At 41.2% G+C, this 15,469-nt stretch carries 13 protein-coding genes and 2 pseudogenes; 6 read left to right on the top strand and 9 right to left on the bottom strand.

Going from position 1 to position 15,469, the window contains the following annotated elements; genetic code table 11:
• The first annotated feature begins 322 nt into the window (after nt 1–322).
• Nucleotides 323–1,246, top strand: a complete 924-nt coding sequence (locus tag Q1V93_RS11800; RefSeq protein ID WP_300664916.1) for a ClpXP adapter SpxH family protein — start codon at nt 323–325, stop codon at nt 1,244–1,246.
• A 189-nt stretch (nt 1,247–1,435) separates the two neighbouring features.
• Here Q1V93_RS11800 and Q1V93_RS11795 read toward each other — a convergent pair whose 3' ends face one another.
• On the bottom strand, nt 1,436–2,962 hold the full coding sequence (locus tag Q1V93_RS11795; RefSeq protein WP_300664914.1) for a peroxidase, FMP-type: 1,527 nt from the start codon (nt 2,960–2,962) through the stop codon (nt 1,436–1,438).
• Nucleotides 2,963–3,406: 444 nt separating this feature from the next.
• Between Q1V93_RS11795 and Q1V93_RS11790 the strand changes: the two genes are divergently transcribed.
• From Q1V93_RS11790 to Q1V93_RS11780, 3 genes are all read left to right on the top strand, one after another.
• A complete protein-coding gene (locus tag Q1V93_RS11790) occupies nt 3,407–3,817 on the top strand; it encodes a hypothetical protein (RefSeq protein WP_300664912.1) in 411 nt (136 codons plus the stop codon).
• A gap of 160 nt (nt 3,818–3,977) precedes the next feature.
• Nucleotides 3,978–4,736 (top strand): MbnP family protein, encoded by a 759-nt coding sequence (locus Q1V93_RS11785; RefSeq protein ID WP_300664910.1) that lies wholly within the window; start codon nt 3,978–3,980, stop codon nt 4,734–4,736.
• Entirely contained in the window at nt 4,729–5,760 is a 1,032-nt protein-coding gene (locus Q1V93_RS11780) for a cytochrome c peroxidase (RefSeq protein WP_300664909.1), read from the top strand. Before Q1V93_RS11785 ends, Q1V93_RS11780 begins: the two co-directional genes overlap by 8 nt.
• Nucleotides 5,761–5,810: 50 nt before the next feature.
• Here the strand turns inward: Q1V93_RS11780 and Q1V93_RS11775 are convergent, their stop codons facing one another.
• Nucleotides 5,811–6,527 (bottom strand): DUF3667 domain-containing protein, encoded by a 717-nt coding sequence (locus tag Q1V93_RS11775; RefSeq protein ID WP_300664908.1) that lies wholly within the window; start codon nt 6,525–6,527, stop codon nt 5,811–5,813.
• Nucleotides 6,528–6,884: 357 nt separating this feature from the next.
• On the opposite strand from Q1V93_RS11775, the gene Q1V93_RS11770 reads away from it, so the two are divergent.
• A complete protein-coding gene (locus Q1V93_RS11770) occupies nt 6,885–7,646 on the top strand; it encodes a helix-turn-helix transcriptional regulator (protein ID WP_300664907.1) in 762 nt (253 codons plus the stop codon).
• Nucleotides 7,647–7,760: 114 nt separating this feature from the next.
• On the opposite strand, the gene Q1V93_RS11765 is transcribed toward Q1V93_RS11770, so the two are convergent.
• The 6 genes and pseudogenes from Q1V93_RS11765 to Q1V93_RS11745 all read right to left on the bottom strand — a co-directional run bounded on the left by Q1V93_RS11765 (nt 7,761) and on the right by Q1V93_RS11745 (nt 14,004).
• Complete coding sequence (locus Q1V93_RS11765; RefSeq protein ID WP_300664906.1) at nt 7,761–8,516, bottom strand: response regulator; 756 nt, start codon at nt 8,514–8,516, stop codon at nt 7,761–7,763.
• Nucleotides 8,503–11,169, bottom strand: coding sequence for a histidine kinase (locus tag Q1V93_RS11760; protein WP_300664905.1), 2,667 nt, complete (start codon nt 11,167–11,169; stop codon nt 8,503–8,505). The genes Q1V93_RS11765 and Q1V93_RS11760 overlap by 14 nt, the downstream gene beginning before the upstream one ends.
• 63 nt (nt 11,170–11,232) lie before the next feature.
• A pseudogene (locus Q1V93_RS19405) lies at nt 11,233–11,394 on the bottom strand (hypothetical protein); the annotation flags it as partial.
• Nucleotides 11,395–11,617: 223 nt separating this feature from the next.
• Nucleotides 11,618–12,544 (bottom strand): hypothetical protein, encoded by a 927-nt coding sequence (locus Q1V93_RS11755; RefSeq protein WP_300664904.1) that lies wholly within the window; start codon nt 12,542–12,544, stop codon nt 11,618–11,620.
• A gap of 353 nt (nt 12,545–12,897) precedes the next feature.
• Nucleotides 12,898–13,311 (bottom strand): OsmC family peroxiredoxin, encoded by a 414-nt coding sequence (locus tag Q1V93_RS11750; protein WP_300664902.1) that lies wholly within the window; start codon nt 13,309–13,311, stop codon nt 12,898–12,900.
• Nucleotides 13,312–13,554: 243 nt separating this feature from the next.
• A complete protein-coding gene (locus Q1V93_RS11745) occupies nt 13,555–14,004 on the bottom strand; it encodes a MepB family protein (protein WP_300664900.1) in 450 nt (149 codons plus the stop codon).
• Nucleotides 14,005–14,107: 103 nt separating this feature from the next.
• On the opposite strand from Q1V93_RS11745, the gene Q1V93_RS11740 reads away from it, so the two are divergent.
• On the top strand, nt 14,108–15,037 hold the full coding sequence (locus Q1V93_RS11740; RefSeq protein WP_300664898.1) for a hypothetical protein: 930 nt from the start codon (nt 14,108–14,110) through the stop codon (nt 15,035–15,037).
• A gap of 33 nt (nt 15,038–15,070) precedes the next feature.
• Here the strand turns inward: Q1V93_RS11740 and Q1V93_RS11735 are convergent.
• Nucleotides 15,071–15,469, bottom strand: a pseudogene (locus Q1V93_RS11735) (oxidoreductase); the annotation flags it as partial.

The following is a 15,469-nucleotide window of genomic DNA, read 5'->3' as shown; positions in this document are numbered from 1 at the left end:
CGAAAGATCTGCGGCTTCCATTTTCCGGAAAGAATTTTCAAAAGCCATTCTGCCGGACATTCGTTTTTGATTTCTTCTGTTGCTTTTTTTGTAGTCATATTTTTTTGACTAATTGACCGATAAATAAACTGTCACGATCTTTGTACCAAACAAACGTATTCAGTAACAACACAAATTTAAGGATTATGATTCAAACAGGAAGAAAGAATAAAGGCTTCGAAAGCAAGAAAACAGCATGATTTAACTCAAGCCTATGAAATGTACACTAGTGATGGTCATTTTGGCCGGAGCACTCAGCTGCCAATCACAAACAACAAAAACGATGAAAGAAAATCAAAATAATCCGCTTTTATGCGACCCGATTACCGGAACTTGTGAACTTCCGGATGCAGGAACACAAGACAGTTCTCAATTCATGATGCTGAACCAGAAAAAGCCTGTAAAAATCATTTATTACACCGATCCGATCTGCTCTTCCTGTTGGGGAATTGAGCCACAATTGAGAAAATTGAAACTAGAATACGGTGAATACATCGAGATCGATTACCGCATGGGCGGTTTGCTCCCGGATTGGTCTTACAACAGTGGCGGAATCAGTAAACCTTCGGATGTTGCTCATCACTGGGAAGAAGTCAGTGCTTATTATGAAATGCCGATTGATGGTGGTGTTTGGCTGGAAGATCCGCTTCCGTCTTCCTATCCTCCGAGCATTGCCGTGAAAGCTGCACAAATGCAGGACAAAGAAAAAGCCATTGTTTTCATGCGCAAACTGCGTGAATATGTTTTCCTTGAAAAGAAGAATATCACGAAATGGGAAGTGATCAGTGCTGCTGCAAAAACAGTAGGATTGGATGTGGAGCAACTGAAAAAGGACTACGAAAGTGGTGACGCCAAAAAACTATTCGAAGAAGATCTGGCTTTCGGTCGTCAATTAGGAGTAAGAGGTTTTCCGTCGATGTATTTCTCCGGTTCGGATGACAAGCGTTTCCTGGTTTACGGCTTCAAACCTTATGAGACATTTGAAGACGCCATCAAACAACTTGTGCCGGAAGCGAAGAAAAAAGCCATCAATACTTCCACTCCGCTCACTCTTTTTGAGCATTACCCGACTCTCACGGCGAAGGAATATTCGGTGTTGTATTCAATCAGTGTAAAAGAAGCGCAAAAGACGCTGGAAGCATTGGTTTCGGAAAACAAACTGAGCAAACTGGTGATCAAAACAGGAACCCTGTATCAGAAAAAATAAAATCCGGTTTCACCTGAATCGGAAAAAGCGCACGCCAAATCGACGTGCGCTTTTTTGTATTGATACTATCACACTTTTACCAAACTGTTGATAGTGATATGCGGCCACATGATCGGTTGAACCCACCACGTAACCTGGAAAACGAGATTGATCGTTTCTGAGTATTATTTGAATTTAGCTGTACAATTCTTATTCTTTATGGTAAGGACAGCCTGAAGCTCCTCTGGATGCTTCTCCTTCTTTGTTACAGTTGAAAAATTGCTCTTCTATAATCCGTTGCTGATCCGCCGGAAGATCTTCGATTCGACGAAGTGTATTCACCTGAATGTGCGGCCAGCTTGTGGTGCCACCGTCATCACCAAAATGGAATTCGAAAAAGATCACCTGCTCGTACTGCAACTGAAGAATTTCTTTCCCATCTTCAATAATCGTTTCAATCCACATGTTCATATTCATTTCAACAGTAGGAACAAAACGAGTCACAAAAGGAACATTTAAAATCCCACCCTGCGCACCGGTACTATTCTTTGACGACATTTGAATAAATACATAATTGCTGACCTTTTCCCCGCTTAATGTATCTCTTAAACGCATATCAGGTCGCACGGAATAAGGGTACAGCTCGTTTGCAAGTATTCGTTGTGTGTAGATCTTATTCTCACCCGGATCATTTTTATCCGTCAATGTTTCATGTACCCACGCCGGAGCCGGTTCATCCAGGTTTATCGGTGGATTTGGGGGATTTGCACCTGCTCCACCCATTGTCGGTGAAATCGAAAGATGAGGAGGATCCCAGGTAGCCGTGCCAGTTGGGAAAACCGGAGAACCACTAGCCAGGTACTGAGAGTTTATTGTTGTAATATCGCCCAACAAAGTGATTGTACTTCCATGAGGAATAACACCGCTTCGTGAAATGGAATAATCCGGAATAAAATACGGACCGGTTGCGCCTGCTCCCGGTTTTAATTCCTTTGCAGGAATAATTTCAAAGTATTCCTGTCCTTCTTTCAAATCACTCATGAGAATGTACTTCATGTTCCCATGTTCATCTTTTACCTGAACCAGAGGTTCATCTCTGTATTCCCCGTCATAACCGTAGTCTTTTTTCACTTGTTCGGAAACGGCGTGAATACCGCGATCTTGTTTAATAGATTCTTTGGTAGCTGCATGATTATAGACATCGCTCAACCACAAATACATTCCGTTCTCTTCATGAATGGATTCGTATTGCAACGCTTCCTGCCCCTGTACCTCGTTAACACTCTTAATGCTTTGCTCATACTTAACAGCACCGCAAAACAGTTCGTTTGCTCCACCACGATTACGCACACCGCCCGGAACCAGCGAAAAGGTTAACTTCTCGATATATTCTTCACAGTCAAAACTGAATTTCCCCGGAATATTTCCTTCTGCAGTGCCGGGTGAAGGCATAATAGTCGTGTGTATTCCACTTCCATTTGATTTTCTACCGACCTCTTGATTGTAATTCGCGTTGTAACTTACCCACGTGCCATCCAATACTTTTAAAACGCCGTAATCAACATCATTCGCGATCTGCTGCAGATTCTTTTCCTTAAATGGCATCACCGGATCTTCGATCAAAAGCTTCGAATATCCGGACATTAATTTCTCTAAAACACCTTTTTGATTTTCATTTGAAGCTCTGAATAATTGCTGTCCTGCATTTTCAGCATCTTCTTTTTTTCGTTTAAGCATGATTTATTGTTTTTATCGTTGTTAATTGATCAAATACAAATACGGCTTTTCTTCCGATGCGATCTTTTCAATGATCTTTACAAATTGTTTGCTGTCTTTGATGGTATGAACAGGAATATTGGTGGAATCTTGTGAAAATACAAGTCCGTATAAAAGAAGGCATACGCCGGTACAATTGCTTTCGTTATCATCGTGCGAATAGTTGTTTCTGAATAGGATGTTGTAAAGCTACTACATCTATTTTTCATCTTTCCGATGATAACTCCCTGTTTTACACCCGTATAAATACTTGTTTCCGAATAATCAGGAGCTAGCACATTATGTAACAGGAGAATCCGGCAAAATGAAGACTTGTTCGGGTAAAACGCACCGCAAGCCGGAAATTCAGTCACAATCTTCCCGGTTCGGCTTCGATTTAACACTCAAAATGATTAATTTCGACGCGTGAAAAGAACTCTGCTTTTTCTGATTATTGGTTCATTTTTGATACAAGCATCAATCAAGACGGCTATTTTCATTGACTGGAAGATTCACCAAATCCGAATCACAGAATTGTATTGTGTGAACAAGGACAACCCGATGATGCATTGTAACGGTCAGTGTTATCTTTCCAAACAGCTGAAGCAGATCGAACAGGATTACGAAGAATCGAAAGCTCCTTTTAATCCGAAGCATGTCAAATCGACCGAATTCCTGCTTTTTTTCGAACACCTTTCTTTGAATGCTGTTCATGGTAATTCTTCTGTTATTCCGGCAAAAAAAGGCGGAATCTACCGAATTCATTACGAACAGAGTTTCACTTCCAATTTTTTTCATCCACCCAATTATTTTTCCGGTGATTTCGTATCAGCTTAACCTAAGCCGATTCATTTTTATTGGAAAATTTTGTTCCGGAAAGAAAGTCATTTCATTTCCACGGGAGTTTGTATCCGCGGGCATATGAAGTCAACCGGACGTAATTCCGCAATATTACGTCCACCTTTCATCGGGAACATCAAATTAGTGGAAAAACAACATGAAAAACAACATTAAATGGGGCTTTGCCGCCCTTGTACTATCCCTTAGTTTCGGATGTAAAAAAGATAAAATAGAACCCACAGATCCGGGAACGGACACTGTTACCTTGAAAATCGAGCACACGTGGCAAGACAGTCTTGAGTTTGCTTTGAATCAGAATCTGATCAACCCTTTGACGCACGATACGCTGAATTTCACCACATTCAAATACTACATTTCTAATATTCGTCTGAAAAAAGCAGACGGAAGCTGGTGGACTCAGCCGAACAGTTATTTCCTGCTTGATTTGACTAACGGAACGACCCCTTCTGTTGAATTAACAGGTGTTCCAAACGGAGAATACACCGATATTGAATATGCTCTTGGAGTGGACAGTATGCGAAATGTTTCCGGGGCACAGGACGGTACTTTATCTCCGTCGCTGGGAATGTTCTGGAGCTGGAATTCGGGCTACATTATGCTGAAAGCGGAAGGAACTTCTCCAAATGCAGGCATGGGTTCATTTACCTTCCATTTAGGTGGTTTCTCGGGAGCAAATAACATAGTCATGAAGAAAAGTCACAACTTCACCGGCAACAGTCTTTCCGTGGCAGGAAACGGACATTGCCAGATTCATTTATCTGCTGCGCCTGAAAAATTGTGGGAAACAGCAGGAAGCGTCAGCAGCAATTCAATGATCCACATGCCGGGAGCCACAGCAAAAACAATGGCTGATGATTTTTACGGATCATTCGCATTCGAACACATTCATGAGTAAGCTATTTCTGAAACTGCCGGTTGTACTAATTGCCGGCAGTTTGGTGCTCTTCTCCTGTAAAAAAGCAACCGTGGAAACCTACCGGAAATGGGGCTTTAATTCTCCGGATTATTTTCCTGCGCCGGCTTACAATTTTGAGAATAATTCGCAGACTTATGCCAAGTTTAACCTTGGTCGCTTCCTGTTTTATGATCCTTTGCTTTCATCTGACGGAACAGTTTCCTGTGCAACCTGTCACGCGCAGTCGCACGCCTTTGCGGGCCACAACACGCCTTTAAGTGCAGGAGTAAACGGAGCTTTGGGAACACGGAATTCTCCGGCTATTTTCAACATGGCCTGGTCCCCGGCTTTTATGTGGGATGGTGGGATCAATCACATAGAAGTCATGCCGGTTGCACCGCTTACCAATCCGGCGGAGATGAATGAAACACTGGGAAATATTGTCCTCAAATTGCAGCAATCCGACAAGTACCGGAAACTTTTCAAAGAGGCTTACGGCTCCGAAGAAATAACGGATCAGAAAATGCTGAAAGCGTTTACGCAGTACCTGATGATGATTGTTTCAAACAATTCGAAATACGACAAGGTGAAGCGCGGTGAAGCAACTTTTACGGAAGCGGAACAACAGGGATATGTTTTGTTTCAGCAGAAATGCAGTCAATGCCACACGGAACCGCTTTTCACGGATCATTCATACCGGAACAACGGTTTGGATCTTTCCTTTACCGATGAAGGGCGCTTTTTGATTACGCAGGTAGCAAGCGACAAAGGAAAATTCAAGGTTCCCAGTTTGCGAAACGTTGCTTTGACTTATCCTTACATGCATGACGGACGCTACTTTACGCTGAATGACGTGCTGAACCATTACAGCAATGGTATTCAGCATGCGTCTACCCTGGACCCTTTGCTTGAAAACGGAATTCCCTTACCGGGAAATGAGAAAAGTCTGCTCATCGCTTTTTTGAAAACTTTGAGCGATTATGACTTACTGAATGATCCCTGGTTGACAGAACCGAAGGAATGATATACATGCAACACTGCCCGTTTAACAGCGGGCATTTGTTCTATTTCAATTCAATGTTTCATTAAAACATCTATAAAAATCCCGATAAATCCTACGATAATAAAAAACATCAATCCTCCAAGCAGGTAGGAAATGAAGGCTTTCACGTAGTTTATCACCTTTTTCTGATCGAAAAACTGCCCGATTGCCCAGCTTGGATAAATGAGACTTCCAAAGGTTGAAAGAGTAGTCAACCGGGTTTGCATCAGACCTTCAGTGATTGAAAAAATGGTAAAAATCAACATCCCGATTCCGATTACAAAACACAACAAAATCAATAATTCGAAGAAATTGTAGTTGTATTTTCCAAAAAACAGTTTCAGCCAGAGGGCAATACACAAGCCCATGAGGATGTTTGCATATCCGTAATGATGTTCAATCCATTCAAGAAGGGCCAAAAGTGCAGATCCTTTGAGCATTTTCACGCTTTCAGATTCCGTTTCGACATGAAAGAAATGAGAGATAAACGTATAGATCAAAGAACAAACGATTAAGAACAAAATCGGTTTCACCAACCTGTTTCTGTCGACCGAAATAAATTCACGGATGCTTTTTCCGGGTCTGATGAGTAATTCTCTGACTGTATACGGGATTCCCTTTTCGAAGTGTAAAAAATGCTGTATTTCGTGAATGACATAATGTCCATCGACCCGTTTTAATGTTGCCGGACCGCCACAATTGGAACAAAACTGACCGCTTACCTCTTTTCCGCAATGGTTGCAATTCATATCCTCTATTATTTTAAATCGTTAACGCCTTCAGAATTTTTCACAGGACGTGCTTTCAATTCGTTACTTAATGGTTTCAGTGAAATGAAGATGGGCATTAAGATCACGGGGAATACGAATAGCGGAATAAAGAAAACCGGTTTCGCCTTCAAAAAGATCAGAAGGAAGGCGGCAAAAACAACCAATATTCCGAATGCGATCAAGCATCCCGTTAACAACGACTTCCTCTTCGTAAGTTCTTCTGTACTCAACTCTTGAAGTTTCTTCATACTATCACTTTCTTTCTGCCAAAAGTCTGCACAAAAATGATTTCAAAGACTACACTTTAGTGTAATTTTGTTCTTTTGTATTATGCACATGAAAAAGAACCTTCATTCAAGTCTGCTAACTAAAAACAACATCGGAAATGTATCGGAGGAAGATCATTTTCAGCGGAAAAAATACCTTGAAGCAGTGAAATCTTTTGCACGTCTGACGTACGAAAGCATTTATGTGATCGATTATTCGGACATGTCTTTTGAATATGTTTCCGAAAACCCGTTGTTTTTGTGCGGTCATTCACCGGAAGAGGTGCTGGAAATGGGATATGAGTTCTACTTCCGGAACGTTCCTGAAAAAGACCTGGAATTACTGGCGCAGATCAATGACGCGGGTTTTGATTTCTTTCAGAAACTGCTATTCGAAGAGAAGAAACTTTACAGTATCACGTACGATTTTCATTTGATCAACAAGGACGGCAGAAAGGTTCTCATCAATCACAAACTTACTCCGCTGTTTCTGACCAATGAAGGAAAAATGTGGAAATCCATGTGTATTGTTTCAATTTCGAATCAAAAACAGGCTGGAAACATCAGTATTCAAAAACAAGGTTCGGACGAAATCTGGTTTCTCGATCCGGAAAACAATAACTGGATCAAATCCGAGAAGCCTAAATTAACCAAAAGAGAAACAGAGATTTTACGGTTACATGCCCAGGGATTGACCATCAATCAAATTGCGGAAAGAATTTTTGTTGCTCCGGACACGGTCAAATATTACCGGAGACGCATTTTCGAACGCCTGGGAGTGAGCAATATGGTGGAAGCGCTTTCTTATGCGGTTAACAGCAAGATCATTTAGTTTCGCCAAGGGAAAAGAGTTCAAGTGAAAATGCAAAATTGAGAAGTTGTTTCTATTAAATCAATTTGAACTATTAACATACATTAGATTAAACTACCGCTATTTCAAGACCTTTCAATTTCTCAGGAAGCTCAGAATCTGAGACTTTTTACGGCGGGAAACTTCAAATTCTTCATCGCAGAATTTCATGGTCAGCACACAGTCTGCTCCTTTTGAGTATTCCTTCACATGCCGGATGTTGATCAAAATGCTCTTATTGATCCGCAAAAAGTGAGGATAGGGTCCTAAAAGTGCTTCATAATCGGATAAGGATTTGGTAGACAAAATTCGCTGCCCGTCCGTTGTGAAGACCTCGCAGTAGTTCCTGTCTGCCCGGATATGGCTGATATAATCCAGTTCAACAATCATCACTTTATTCTTCTGATGGAAAGGAATGCTTTTAATCAACTGGTTTTGTTCATCAATGGACCGAATGAAATGGACAACCGGCGAATTTTCTCCCCGGTGAATTGCCCGGTTTACTTTTTCCACCGCCCGAATGAGTTTCGCATGGTCAACCGGCTTCAGAATATAGTCTACTGCATTAAAATCAAAAGCCTGCAAGGCATATTCATCAAAGGCTGTCACAAAAATGACGTGAAACGGAAACTCATCAAACATTCTCAGGAGGTCGAAGCCGGTTTTGGTCATCATCATGACATCCAGAAATACCAAATCGGGTTTCATTCTGCAAATCAACTCATATCCTTCTTCTACTGAAGCTCCGTCGCCAACCAGCTCAACTACCGGGCAGTATTCCTCCAACATACTACCCAATACGTTTCTGTTTGCAGCTTCATCATCAATGATCACACTTTTAATTCTTTGCATCGTATAATTTGTTTATCATATCTAACGAAAATGACAGCCGGACCGTTGAACCAGCGGGTTTTCCGGCTTCATCGAACCTATCAATAAATTCAAATGTTCCTTTTGCGGGAGCATAGAGCTTATTCAGATTTTCCAGCCGTTTCAAAATCAATAACATGCCTTTTGATTCTCTGAGCACACAAGATGCTTTATTCGGTTCGACCACTCTTCCCACGCCATTATCAATAATGGAAATACAAAGTGTTTCGTCTTGTACCTGGATGGAAAGCGTCAATGTCGGAATTCGTTCGTCTGTCAATGGCAAGAGTCCATGCCAGATGGCATTTTCAATCAATGACTGCGTAATCAATGCCGGAATGTATAATTGATCTGTTTGAATGTTTTCATCGATTACTTTCACAAAAATAAACCTGTTGTTAAACCGGAGCTGCTCCAGATCAACATACAGATCCATGATTTTCAATTCATTGCGCAAACTGATCACCGGCTGATCCGAATAATTCAATAAATGACGGATCAGCATGCTGAACTTCGCAATGTATTGGTTGGCCCTGGAGGTTTCTTTCCGGATAATCAGTTCCTGGATCGCGACCAATGAATTAGACATAAAATGCGGATCAACCTGCGCTTTCAAGGCGGTTAGCTGATATTCGGTCAGCAGTTTTTCAATCCGCGTTTGTTCTTCTTCTTTTTTCCGTTTGCGGCGCATGATCCACCAGCTCCCCAAAATGGTCAGCGCAAAACCAAAGATCAGGATGAATACAAAGAAAAACGTGGTTTGCCAAAAGGCCGGCTTGATATAAAACCGGGTGACAAGTTCCTGGTCTTTTCCATAAATCCTGTCTATCAGGGGGATTGTTGATAAAGTATATTGTCCCGGGCTCAGGTTCTGTAAATGAATTTGCGTTCCTTCTATCAAGCCTTCCGATCCTGAAGGTCCTTCCAGTTTATAAAACAGCTGTTTGGACGGAGAACCGAATGCTAAAAAGTCAAAATCAACATACAGATCATTCTGCCGGTAGTTTAATCCGGAAAGCTGATCCGGAAGAATCGTTTCTGTTCCGTTTTTAACGGAAGTCAGATAAAACCGATAGTTCGATGAGCGGAACAATTTATCAACAGCCAGGGAAGTGAGCCCTGTCATCGTCCCGATCATCAGCTCATCTCCGTCAAGGGTCATTCTCAAAACTTCCTCATCCAGTAATTGTTTCCAGGAGGCCCGGTTTTCAAATTGATCCAGCGTGTTTACGAAAGCTCCTTTATTGGTTGACAGCAAGACGATCCGGTCATTGAAAAAACTGATATCGTTAATCACTTCCGAGGGAAGATTAGCATAATCAACCAATTTATTCCCGGTAGTTAAACGATACAAACCATCGCCTTTTGTGCAGATCCAGATGTTCCGGGCGGAATCCGTTTTGATACTTGAAATATTCTTCCCTCTCAATTTTTTCAGATAGGCCGGGCTCGAGAACGTTGAACCCATGCGGTAAAGCCCCTCTCTTTTGATGATAAAAAACTCTCCCCTGTTCCGTTCAACCACTCCCCTGTTCCAGTTGTTCATTCTCAACAGTTTGAAAGGAGAACCGTTATTTTTTCTTTGAAAAATATTAGATGCCGCTATCACAATCAATGAACCATCTTGTGCTTTATGGAAGGCATAAGCACTTGTTTTTTTGATCAGTTCTACCGATTCAAATTGCTTGTTCAGTACGAATACAAAACCCTTGGTTCCTACATAATAACGGCCTTTAAACTCTGTTACATCATTGATATCGGAAACATTTGTTTTCAAATCAATCCGGCGAATTTTCTGTCCTTCTCTCACAAACAATTTTCCATTGGAAACACCTATGAACAGTTTCCCGTCAATGACTTTCAGAAGGGTAATCCGGTCACTCAATTCCGGAAGATTCCGAAACGAATGATTGTTTGTGTTTTTACAATAATACAGTCCTTTTCCGATCGTGGAGACCCACATTCCGGATTGATCGTCCAGCAAAACATCCGATACCGTCGTATTTTCCAGGTAGTGTTCCAGAGGATTGAGGTCCTGATCTAATTCCCACAAACCGTTACGGATGAGCGTTACCCAAACATGTCCGTCGGCCGCTACTCTAAAATTAACGACTTGTTCGTTGAAGCAGTGAACCAGTTCCGATCCGTCTTTCCGAAGTAAATTTATTCTGTTTAAAACCGCCCAATAATGCTTCCCGTGAAATTCATAAGCAATTGTTCTGCTCATGAAAATCGAATCCATATGAATTTCTTTCACAAGAGTCCCAAAACGGTTTTTCATGGATAAATAGATTTCTCCGCATGCAGGATCTTTTAAGCGGGCAATAAACAATGGTTTTGTCTTTTTCTTCGAAGTTTTTTGTTTCCGGATCCTGTTTTTTTCAGCAGCTGATACTTGGCTGCCGGGAATACAATAACTTTTCCGGAAGGTGGAAAAATGAAGCATGTTTCGATGGTCTGCAAACAAATTCAGGATGGGGCTTCCGGTCCGGAGAATTTCGCTGCGATAGCGCTCTGATCCTTTTACCCGAAAGGCCTGATCTTTTTCAACCCGATAAATAACAGCTTTGGAGTTTGCAAAATACATTACGCCGGATTCGGATTCGGTGACGGCATATCCTACACGCTCGTTCATGGGAATATTCAAACATACGGGCACAAAGCTGCTTCCATTGTGTTTTACTATGCCATATTCGGTAAACACCCAGACATAACCTTCCCTGTCCTGAAATAAATTATATACTTCAGTGGCTGGCAATCCTTGCTTTACGCCTAAATTTTCGAAGACTAATTTTTGTGAATAGCTTACCGAAAGAACGGTGAAAAATAGCAGGCAAATAATGGGTAACTTCTTTAACACAAATTAAAAATAAGAGAAACAGGGAACAATGGTTACATGAATGATTGTTGTGCATCAGAAAACGAGTTAAATGTACTTTCAGTATTCCATCAACAAAAAAAAGGTTGCCAGAATAATCTGACAACCTTCCAAACCCATCGTTCAATCTCGATTATTCAAAAAAAGGCCTTCCCAACTAGTGAGAAGACCTTTTTTCAAACGCATGGATGGTTAGTTGTTATTCTTAAAATGCTTTCCAATAGCCGAAATCGTTTTTGTTGGTCACGGAGAATCCTTCGTTGGTAAACACATCATTGGTTGTTAAACTGAGTGAATACAAGGTGCTTGCGTCTCTGGCAAAGTACAACTTCCCATTTCCGTAAGTGGTGTTGATTTTTCCAGTTCCCGGAATTCCGGCATAAGTTCTGTGATTCGCAGCGATACTTGTGAGGTTTGTTCCCGAAAGACTGAAATGCCAGGAAACAATTCCCAATGCCGCATACACACTAGACTCGCTTGAGAATACAAATTCATATCCACCGCTGCCATCCGGTACAAAGGTAATCGAGCCGGATTTGTATCCGTTGATTGTTGTACTGTTAAAGGCATTCATATTTCCGTTCACTGTTACAAGTGTTGCAATTCCTGTGCCTGCAGCCGGATCCACGACGTAAATTCGTTTTGCGCCACCTTCTGAAACCAATAAATATACCTGCTGAGTTGCCGGATGAATTTCGATTTCCTCAATCAATGATGTGAATACATTTCCTGCAGCAGTAAGAATCGGAGTTGAAAAATAAGATCCTTCCAAATACTGTACTCCTCCTGTAGTGCTTCTGCAAGCGTATACATAAGCTCCTGTAGCAGCTCCGCAACCAACCACCGTTCCTGTTCCTGCATCTGTAACCGGAAATGAGCCTACTGGCCGCTGTCCTGGAAAAGGCCCCCAAACCTGATAAAATCCGGTAATCACGTTATAAGGATCACTGTAACCGTCATTGGAAAAAATTCCTTCACTGTATACCGGTCTTGCTGCAGTTTCAGAAACTTCTTTCTTTGTAAATTTTCCAGGACTGGTAGCGGTATTCCTGGTTTCTTTTTTACAGGCTGTCAATCCCAACGCCAGACTTGCTGAAACGATCGTAACAGCTTTCATAGTGGTGCTTTTCATTTATTTATTTTTTTAGTGAATAATCATCGATCATTTAGCTCTTATCGCGAATGAAGAAAAATGAACTGCCGCAAAAATGGGCAGTCCGAAAACAAAACGTGCTACCGCAGGATCAGTTTTTTGCACATCCTGAGTTTTATACAGCCGACTATGCTGAGTGTTACATTTTTGAGAATGGAAAGAATTAGAGTCAAGACATTTAGAGTCAGAACGTGGAGAATCACGAGTGAAAACGATTTGTTTTTAGAACTGCTGCTTTTAGTCGTCCGTTTAAGGTAATTGTCATTATATACGCGAAAAGCCACCTCTTTGAACTGAGATGGCTTTCAAAACACGTTTATTCCTGGTTCTGACTATCCTAATTTCGCTTCGGATGTGATCGGAATGCTCAAGGCTTGTGAGATCAAACAGTTTTTCTCTGCGTCTTTGGTAATTGCACTGAATTCGTCTTGTGAGATTCCTGCCACTGATCCGCTGATGGTTAAATGAACTCCTGTAATTTTAAGTCCTTCCATGGAAACGGCTGCTTCTGTATGTAAATCAATTCCGGTGATTCCTTTTTGCGTCAAAGCTGCTCCAACTGCCATGGTAAAACATCCGGCATGTGCTGCTGCCAGTAATTCCTCCGGGTTGGTTCCGCTTACCCCTTCTTCAAAACGGGTTTTGAAACTGTAGTTACTGTTGTTTAAAATTCCGCTCGGAGTGGTTAATTCTCCTTTTCCTTCTTTCAGGGTTCCGGACCAATGTGCTGTTGCTGTTCTTTTCATATCATTCCCTTTTTATGATTACTCTCGGGATTCTTCCGAATCAGATTAAAGATACTGAATTCAAGGCTTTAAACCGGGAAATTTCATGTTATCAAATTATTTTTTTTGCAAAATTCCTGTCCTGGCATTTTGCCAATTTGGCAATTCGCAATTTTACGAATGTGTGAAATAAGCACCTCTGATTGAAAAGGTGGATGACACGGAATTTCTATCGGAATCAATCGCTTAAAAGCTCGTGCATTTCTATGGAAAGGTGCATTCGAAAAACAGTTTGCGGAATTTTTCGATCCCGATTTTTTCTTCTTGACTCATGTCAATGAAGAAGGATTTTTGCCAGTTTTGGGTCTTTTCGGCTTGTTTGTTTTCCGGAATATCCCAGGCCGGATATACTCTGAAGCCTCGCTTCCCTTCTTTGCCGTTTTCCGTCAGGATTCGTTTTTCTGCCAAAACGGCTTTCGGAAATAGGAAAAAGCCCTTGTTTTGATCCTTTTCTGCCGCTATGATATAAAAATCAACCGGCTCTGTTACCGGAAAGGGTTCTGTTTGACCGTTTGCATTCCGCTTCCAAAGCGTGACGAAAAGTCCTGTTTTTTTCGGTGTGATTTTCGCTTTCCGGAATTTAATTGTTTGTTCTTTCAGCTGAAAATTAACCCCGGAATATGCTTTACATTCCTTATCCGGGCTAATATTCACAATAGTTAATTGAAATTTTGAGAGTATTGAATCCGCAATTTGACACAGCGGTTCAGGTATGTTTTGTTGTTGTAACATTCGTCTGAAATGGAATTATGATGTTATGAAATTGGCTAAATATACATACTACTTTCTTCTTCTAATCCCTGTCACATTACTCGGACAAATAAAAACGACTCTTTTACACGAATCTTCCCATTTTCATGGATCCGTATCAACGTTTTCTTCGGTTCATTATGCCCGGGATCCCGCATTGCCTGAATCCCCGCTTTTATTGCTCCGAAAATCAGTGTTTACTTATGACTCTACAGGTTGTGGGATCCATCGTAGCGTACATGATTCCGGATCAGCTCCATTTGAGGCTTCCAGTACCTGTATTACTACAGACAGCGTGTTGATTCATCTCACAAAAAACAAATCCGGAGATACTGTTTTTTTCAGAATCATTCACGAAATAAGTTCTTTGGAGACAATCACCCGCAGCAAAAATCAAGAATATCAATTTTACTGCAGGAAGTTGTTTGATACGCTCGGTCGGATTATTTACACCAATTCCATCTCAACTTTTGTAAAATCCAGACTTGAAGACGGTTTAAGCAAGGAATACTTTTATACCTATGATATTCCGGGACATTTAACTAAGATCAAAAGTATCAAGGACTCAGGTACCGAGCATGGTAAAATCATCGAAACAACTGAATATACGTATGATGGCCATGGTAATAAAGTTCATGAACAATTACTTCGGTATGACAACTTTCCGCTTCACCATTTTGTATACACCTATAATGCATTGAATCAACTAATCCGTACGGAATTCCATTCGACCGATTATTCCTGGACCGAACAATTCTTTTATAACGAACAAGGCGATGTCATCCGAAAAATAGTAGATCGTCCGAAAGAGAAAAAGCATTTTGTAACAACGATCACTTACAAATATGATCTCCGGGGAAATTGGATCTATCGGGAAGAATCGCTTGATAAACTATTAATCAACAAAGAAATACGTCAATTTGAATATTACCACTGAAATTCATTTCTCATCGGAAGCCTCTGTTGACGATCAATGTCTGTTATCGCAGTTGAGGTAAATATCTTCTGCGCCTTTTTCAAGAAATGAAATTTCGGGACAGCCGAATGAAAAATACTGGAATCCAAAAAGAACCGGTGCCCGATCTTTAAACAATTGCCCGGTCCACTGCTCGAGGAATTCATATTCTTTGGTCTTATGATTCAACGGCGCCATTCCAACTCCTTCGCTTTCTTCATAAATCCGTTCAAGCAGCACCTGATCCGTTTTCGTATTCAGAACCACTAAACGTCTGCCCGCATGATATTCTCCTTTTGATAGTTCCTGCACAAAGTATTGCAAGGAATCTTTTGTGAAAGTATATGCATTTCCGGCTGCAAACTGTTTGGTTTTCTTTGCTCCTTCCTTACTCATTTTTGCAAGAGGGAATTG

The organism is Fluviicola sp. (assembly GCF_030151805.1).
Lineage (GTDB): Bacteria > Bacteroidota > Bacteroidia > Flavobacteriales_D > Crocinitomicaceae > Fluviicola.
The sequence above is the reverse complement of the archived record's forward strand: the minus strand, read 5'-3'. Positions and strand labels throughout refer to the sequence as shown.

What these genes read in the sequence shown, in the direction of transcription:
- Q1V93_RS11800 (WP_300664916.1), top strand. Translation starts at nt 323, where the DNA reads ATGAAAGAAAATCAAAATAATCCGCTTTTATGCGACCCGATTACCGGA.
- Q1V93_RS11795 (WP_300664914.1), bottom strand. Translation starts at nt 2,962, where the DNA reads ATGCTTAAACGAAAAAAAGAAGATGCTGAAAATGCAGGACAGCAATTA.
- Q1V93_RS11785 (WP_300664910.1), top strand. Translation starts at nt 3,978, where the DNA reads ATGAAAAACAACATTAAATGGGGCTTTGCCGCCCTTGTACTATCCCTT.
- Q1V93_RS11780 (WP_300664909.1), top strand. Translation starts at nt 4,729, where the DNA reads ATGAGTAAGCTATTTCTGAAACTGCCGGTTGTACTAATTGCCGGCAGT.
- Q1V93_RS11775 (WP_300664908.1), bottom strand. Translation starts at nt 6,527, where the DNA reads ATGAATTGCAACCATTGCGGAAAAGAGGTAAGCGGTCAGTTTTGTTCC.
- Q1V93_RS11770 (WP_300664907.1), top strand. Translation starts at nt 6,885, where the DNA reads ATGAAAAAGAACCTTCATTCAAGTCTGCTAACTAAAAACAACATCGGA.
- Q1V93_RS11765 (WP_300664906.1), bottom strand. Translation starts at nt 8,516, where the DNA reads ATGCAAAGAATTAAAAGTGTGATCATTGATGATGAAGCTGCAAACAGA.
- Q1V93_RS11760 (WP_300664905.1), bottom strand. Translation starts at nt 11,169, where the DNA reads ATGAACGAGCGTGTAGGATATGCCGTCACCGAATCCGAATCCGGCGTA.
- Q1V93_RS11755 (WP_300664904.1), bottom strand. Translation starts at nt 12,544, where the DNA reads ATGAAAAGCACCACTATGAAAGCTGTTACGATCGTTTCAGCAAGTCTG.
- Q1V93_RS11750 (WP_300664902.1), bottom strand. Translation starts at nt 13,311, where the DNA reads ATGAAAAGAACAGCAACAGCACATTGGTCCGGAACCCTGAAAGAAGGA.
- Q1V93_RS11740 (WP_300664898.1), top strand. Translation starts at nt 14,108, where the DNA reads ATGAAATTGGCTAAATATACATACTACTTTCTTCTTCTAATCCCTGTC.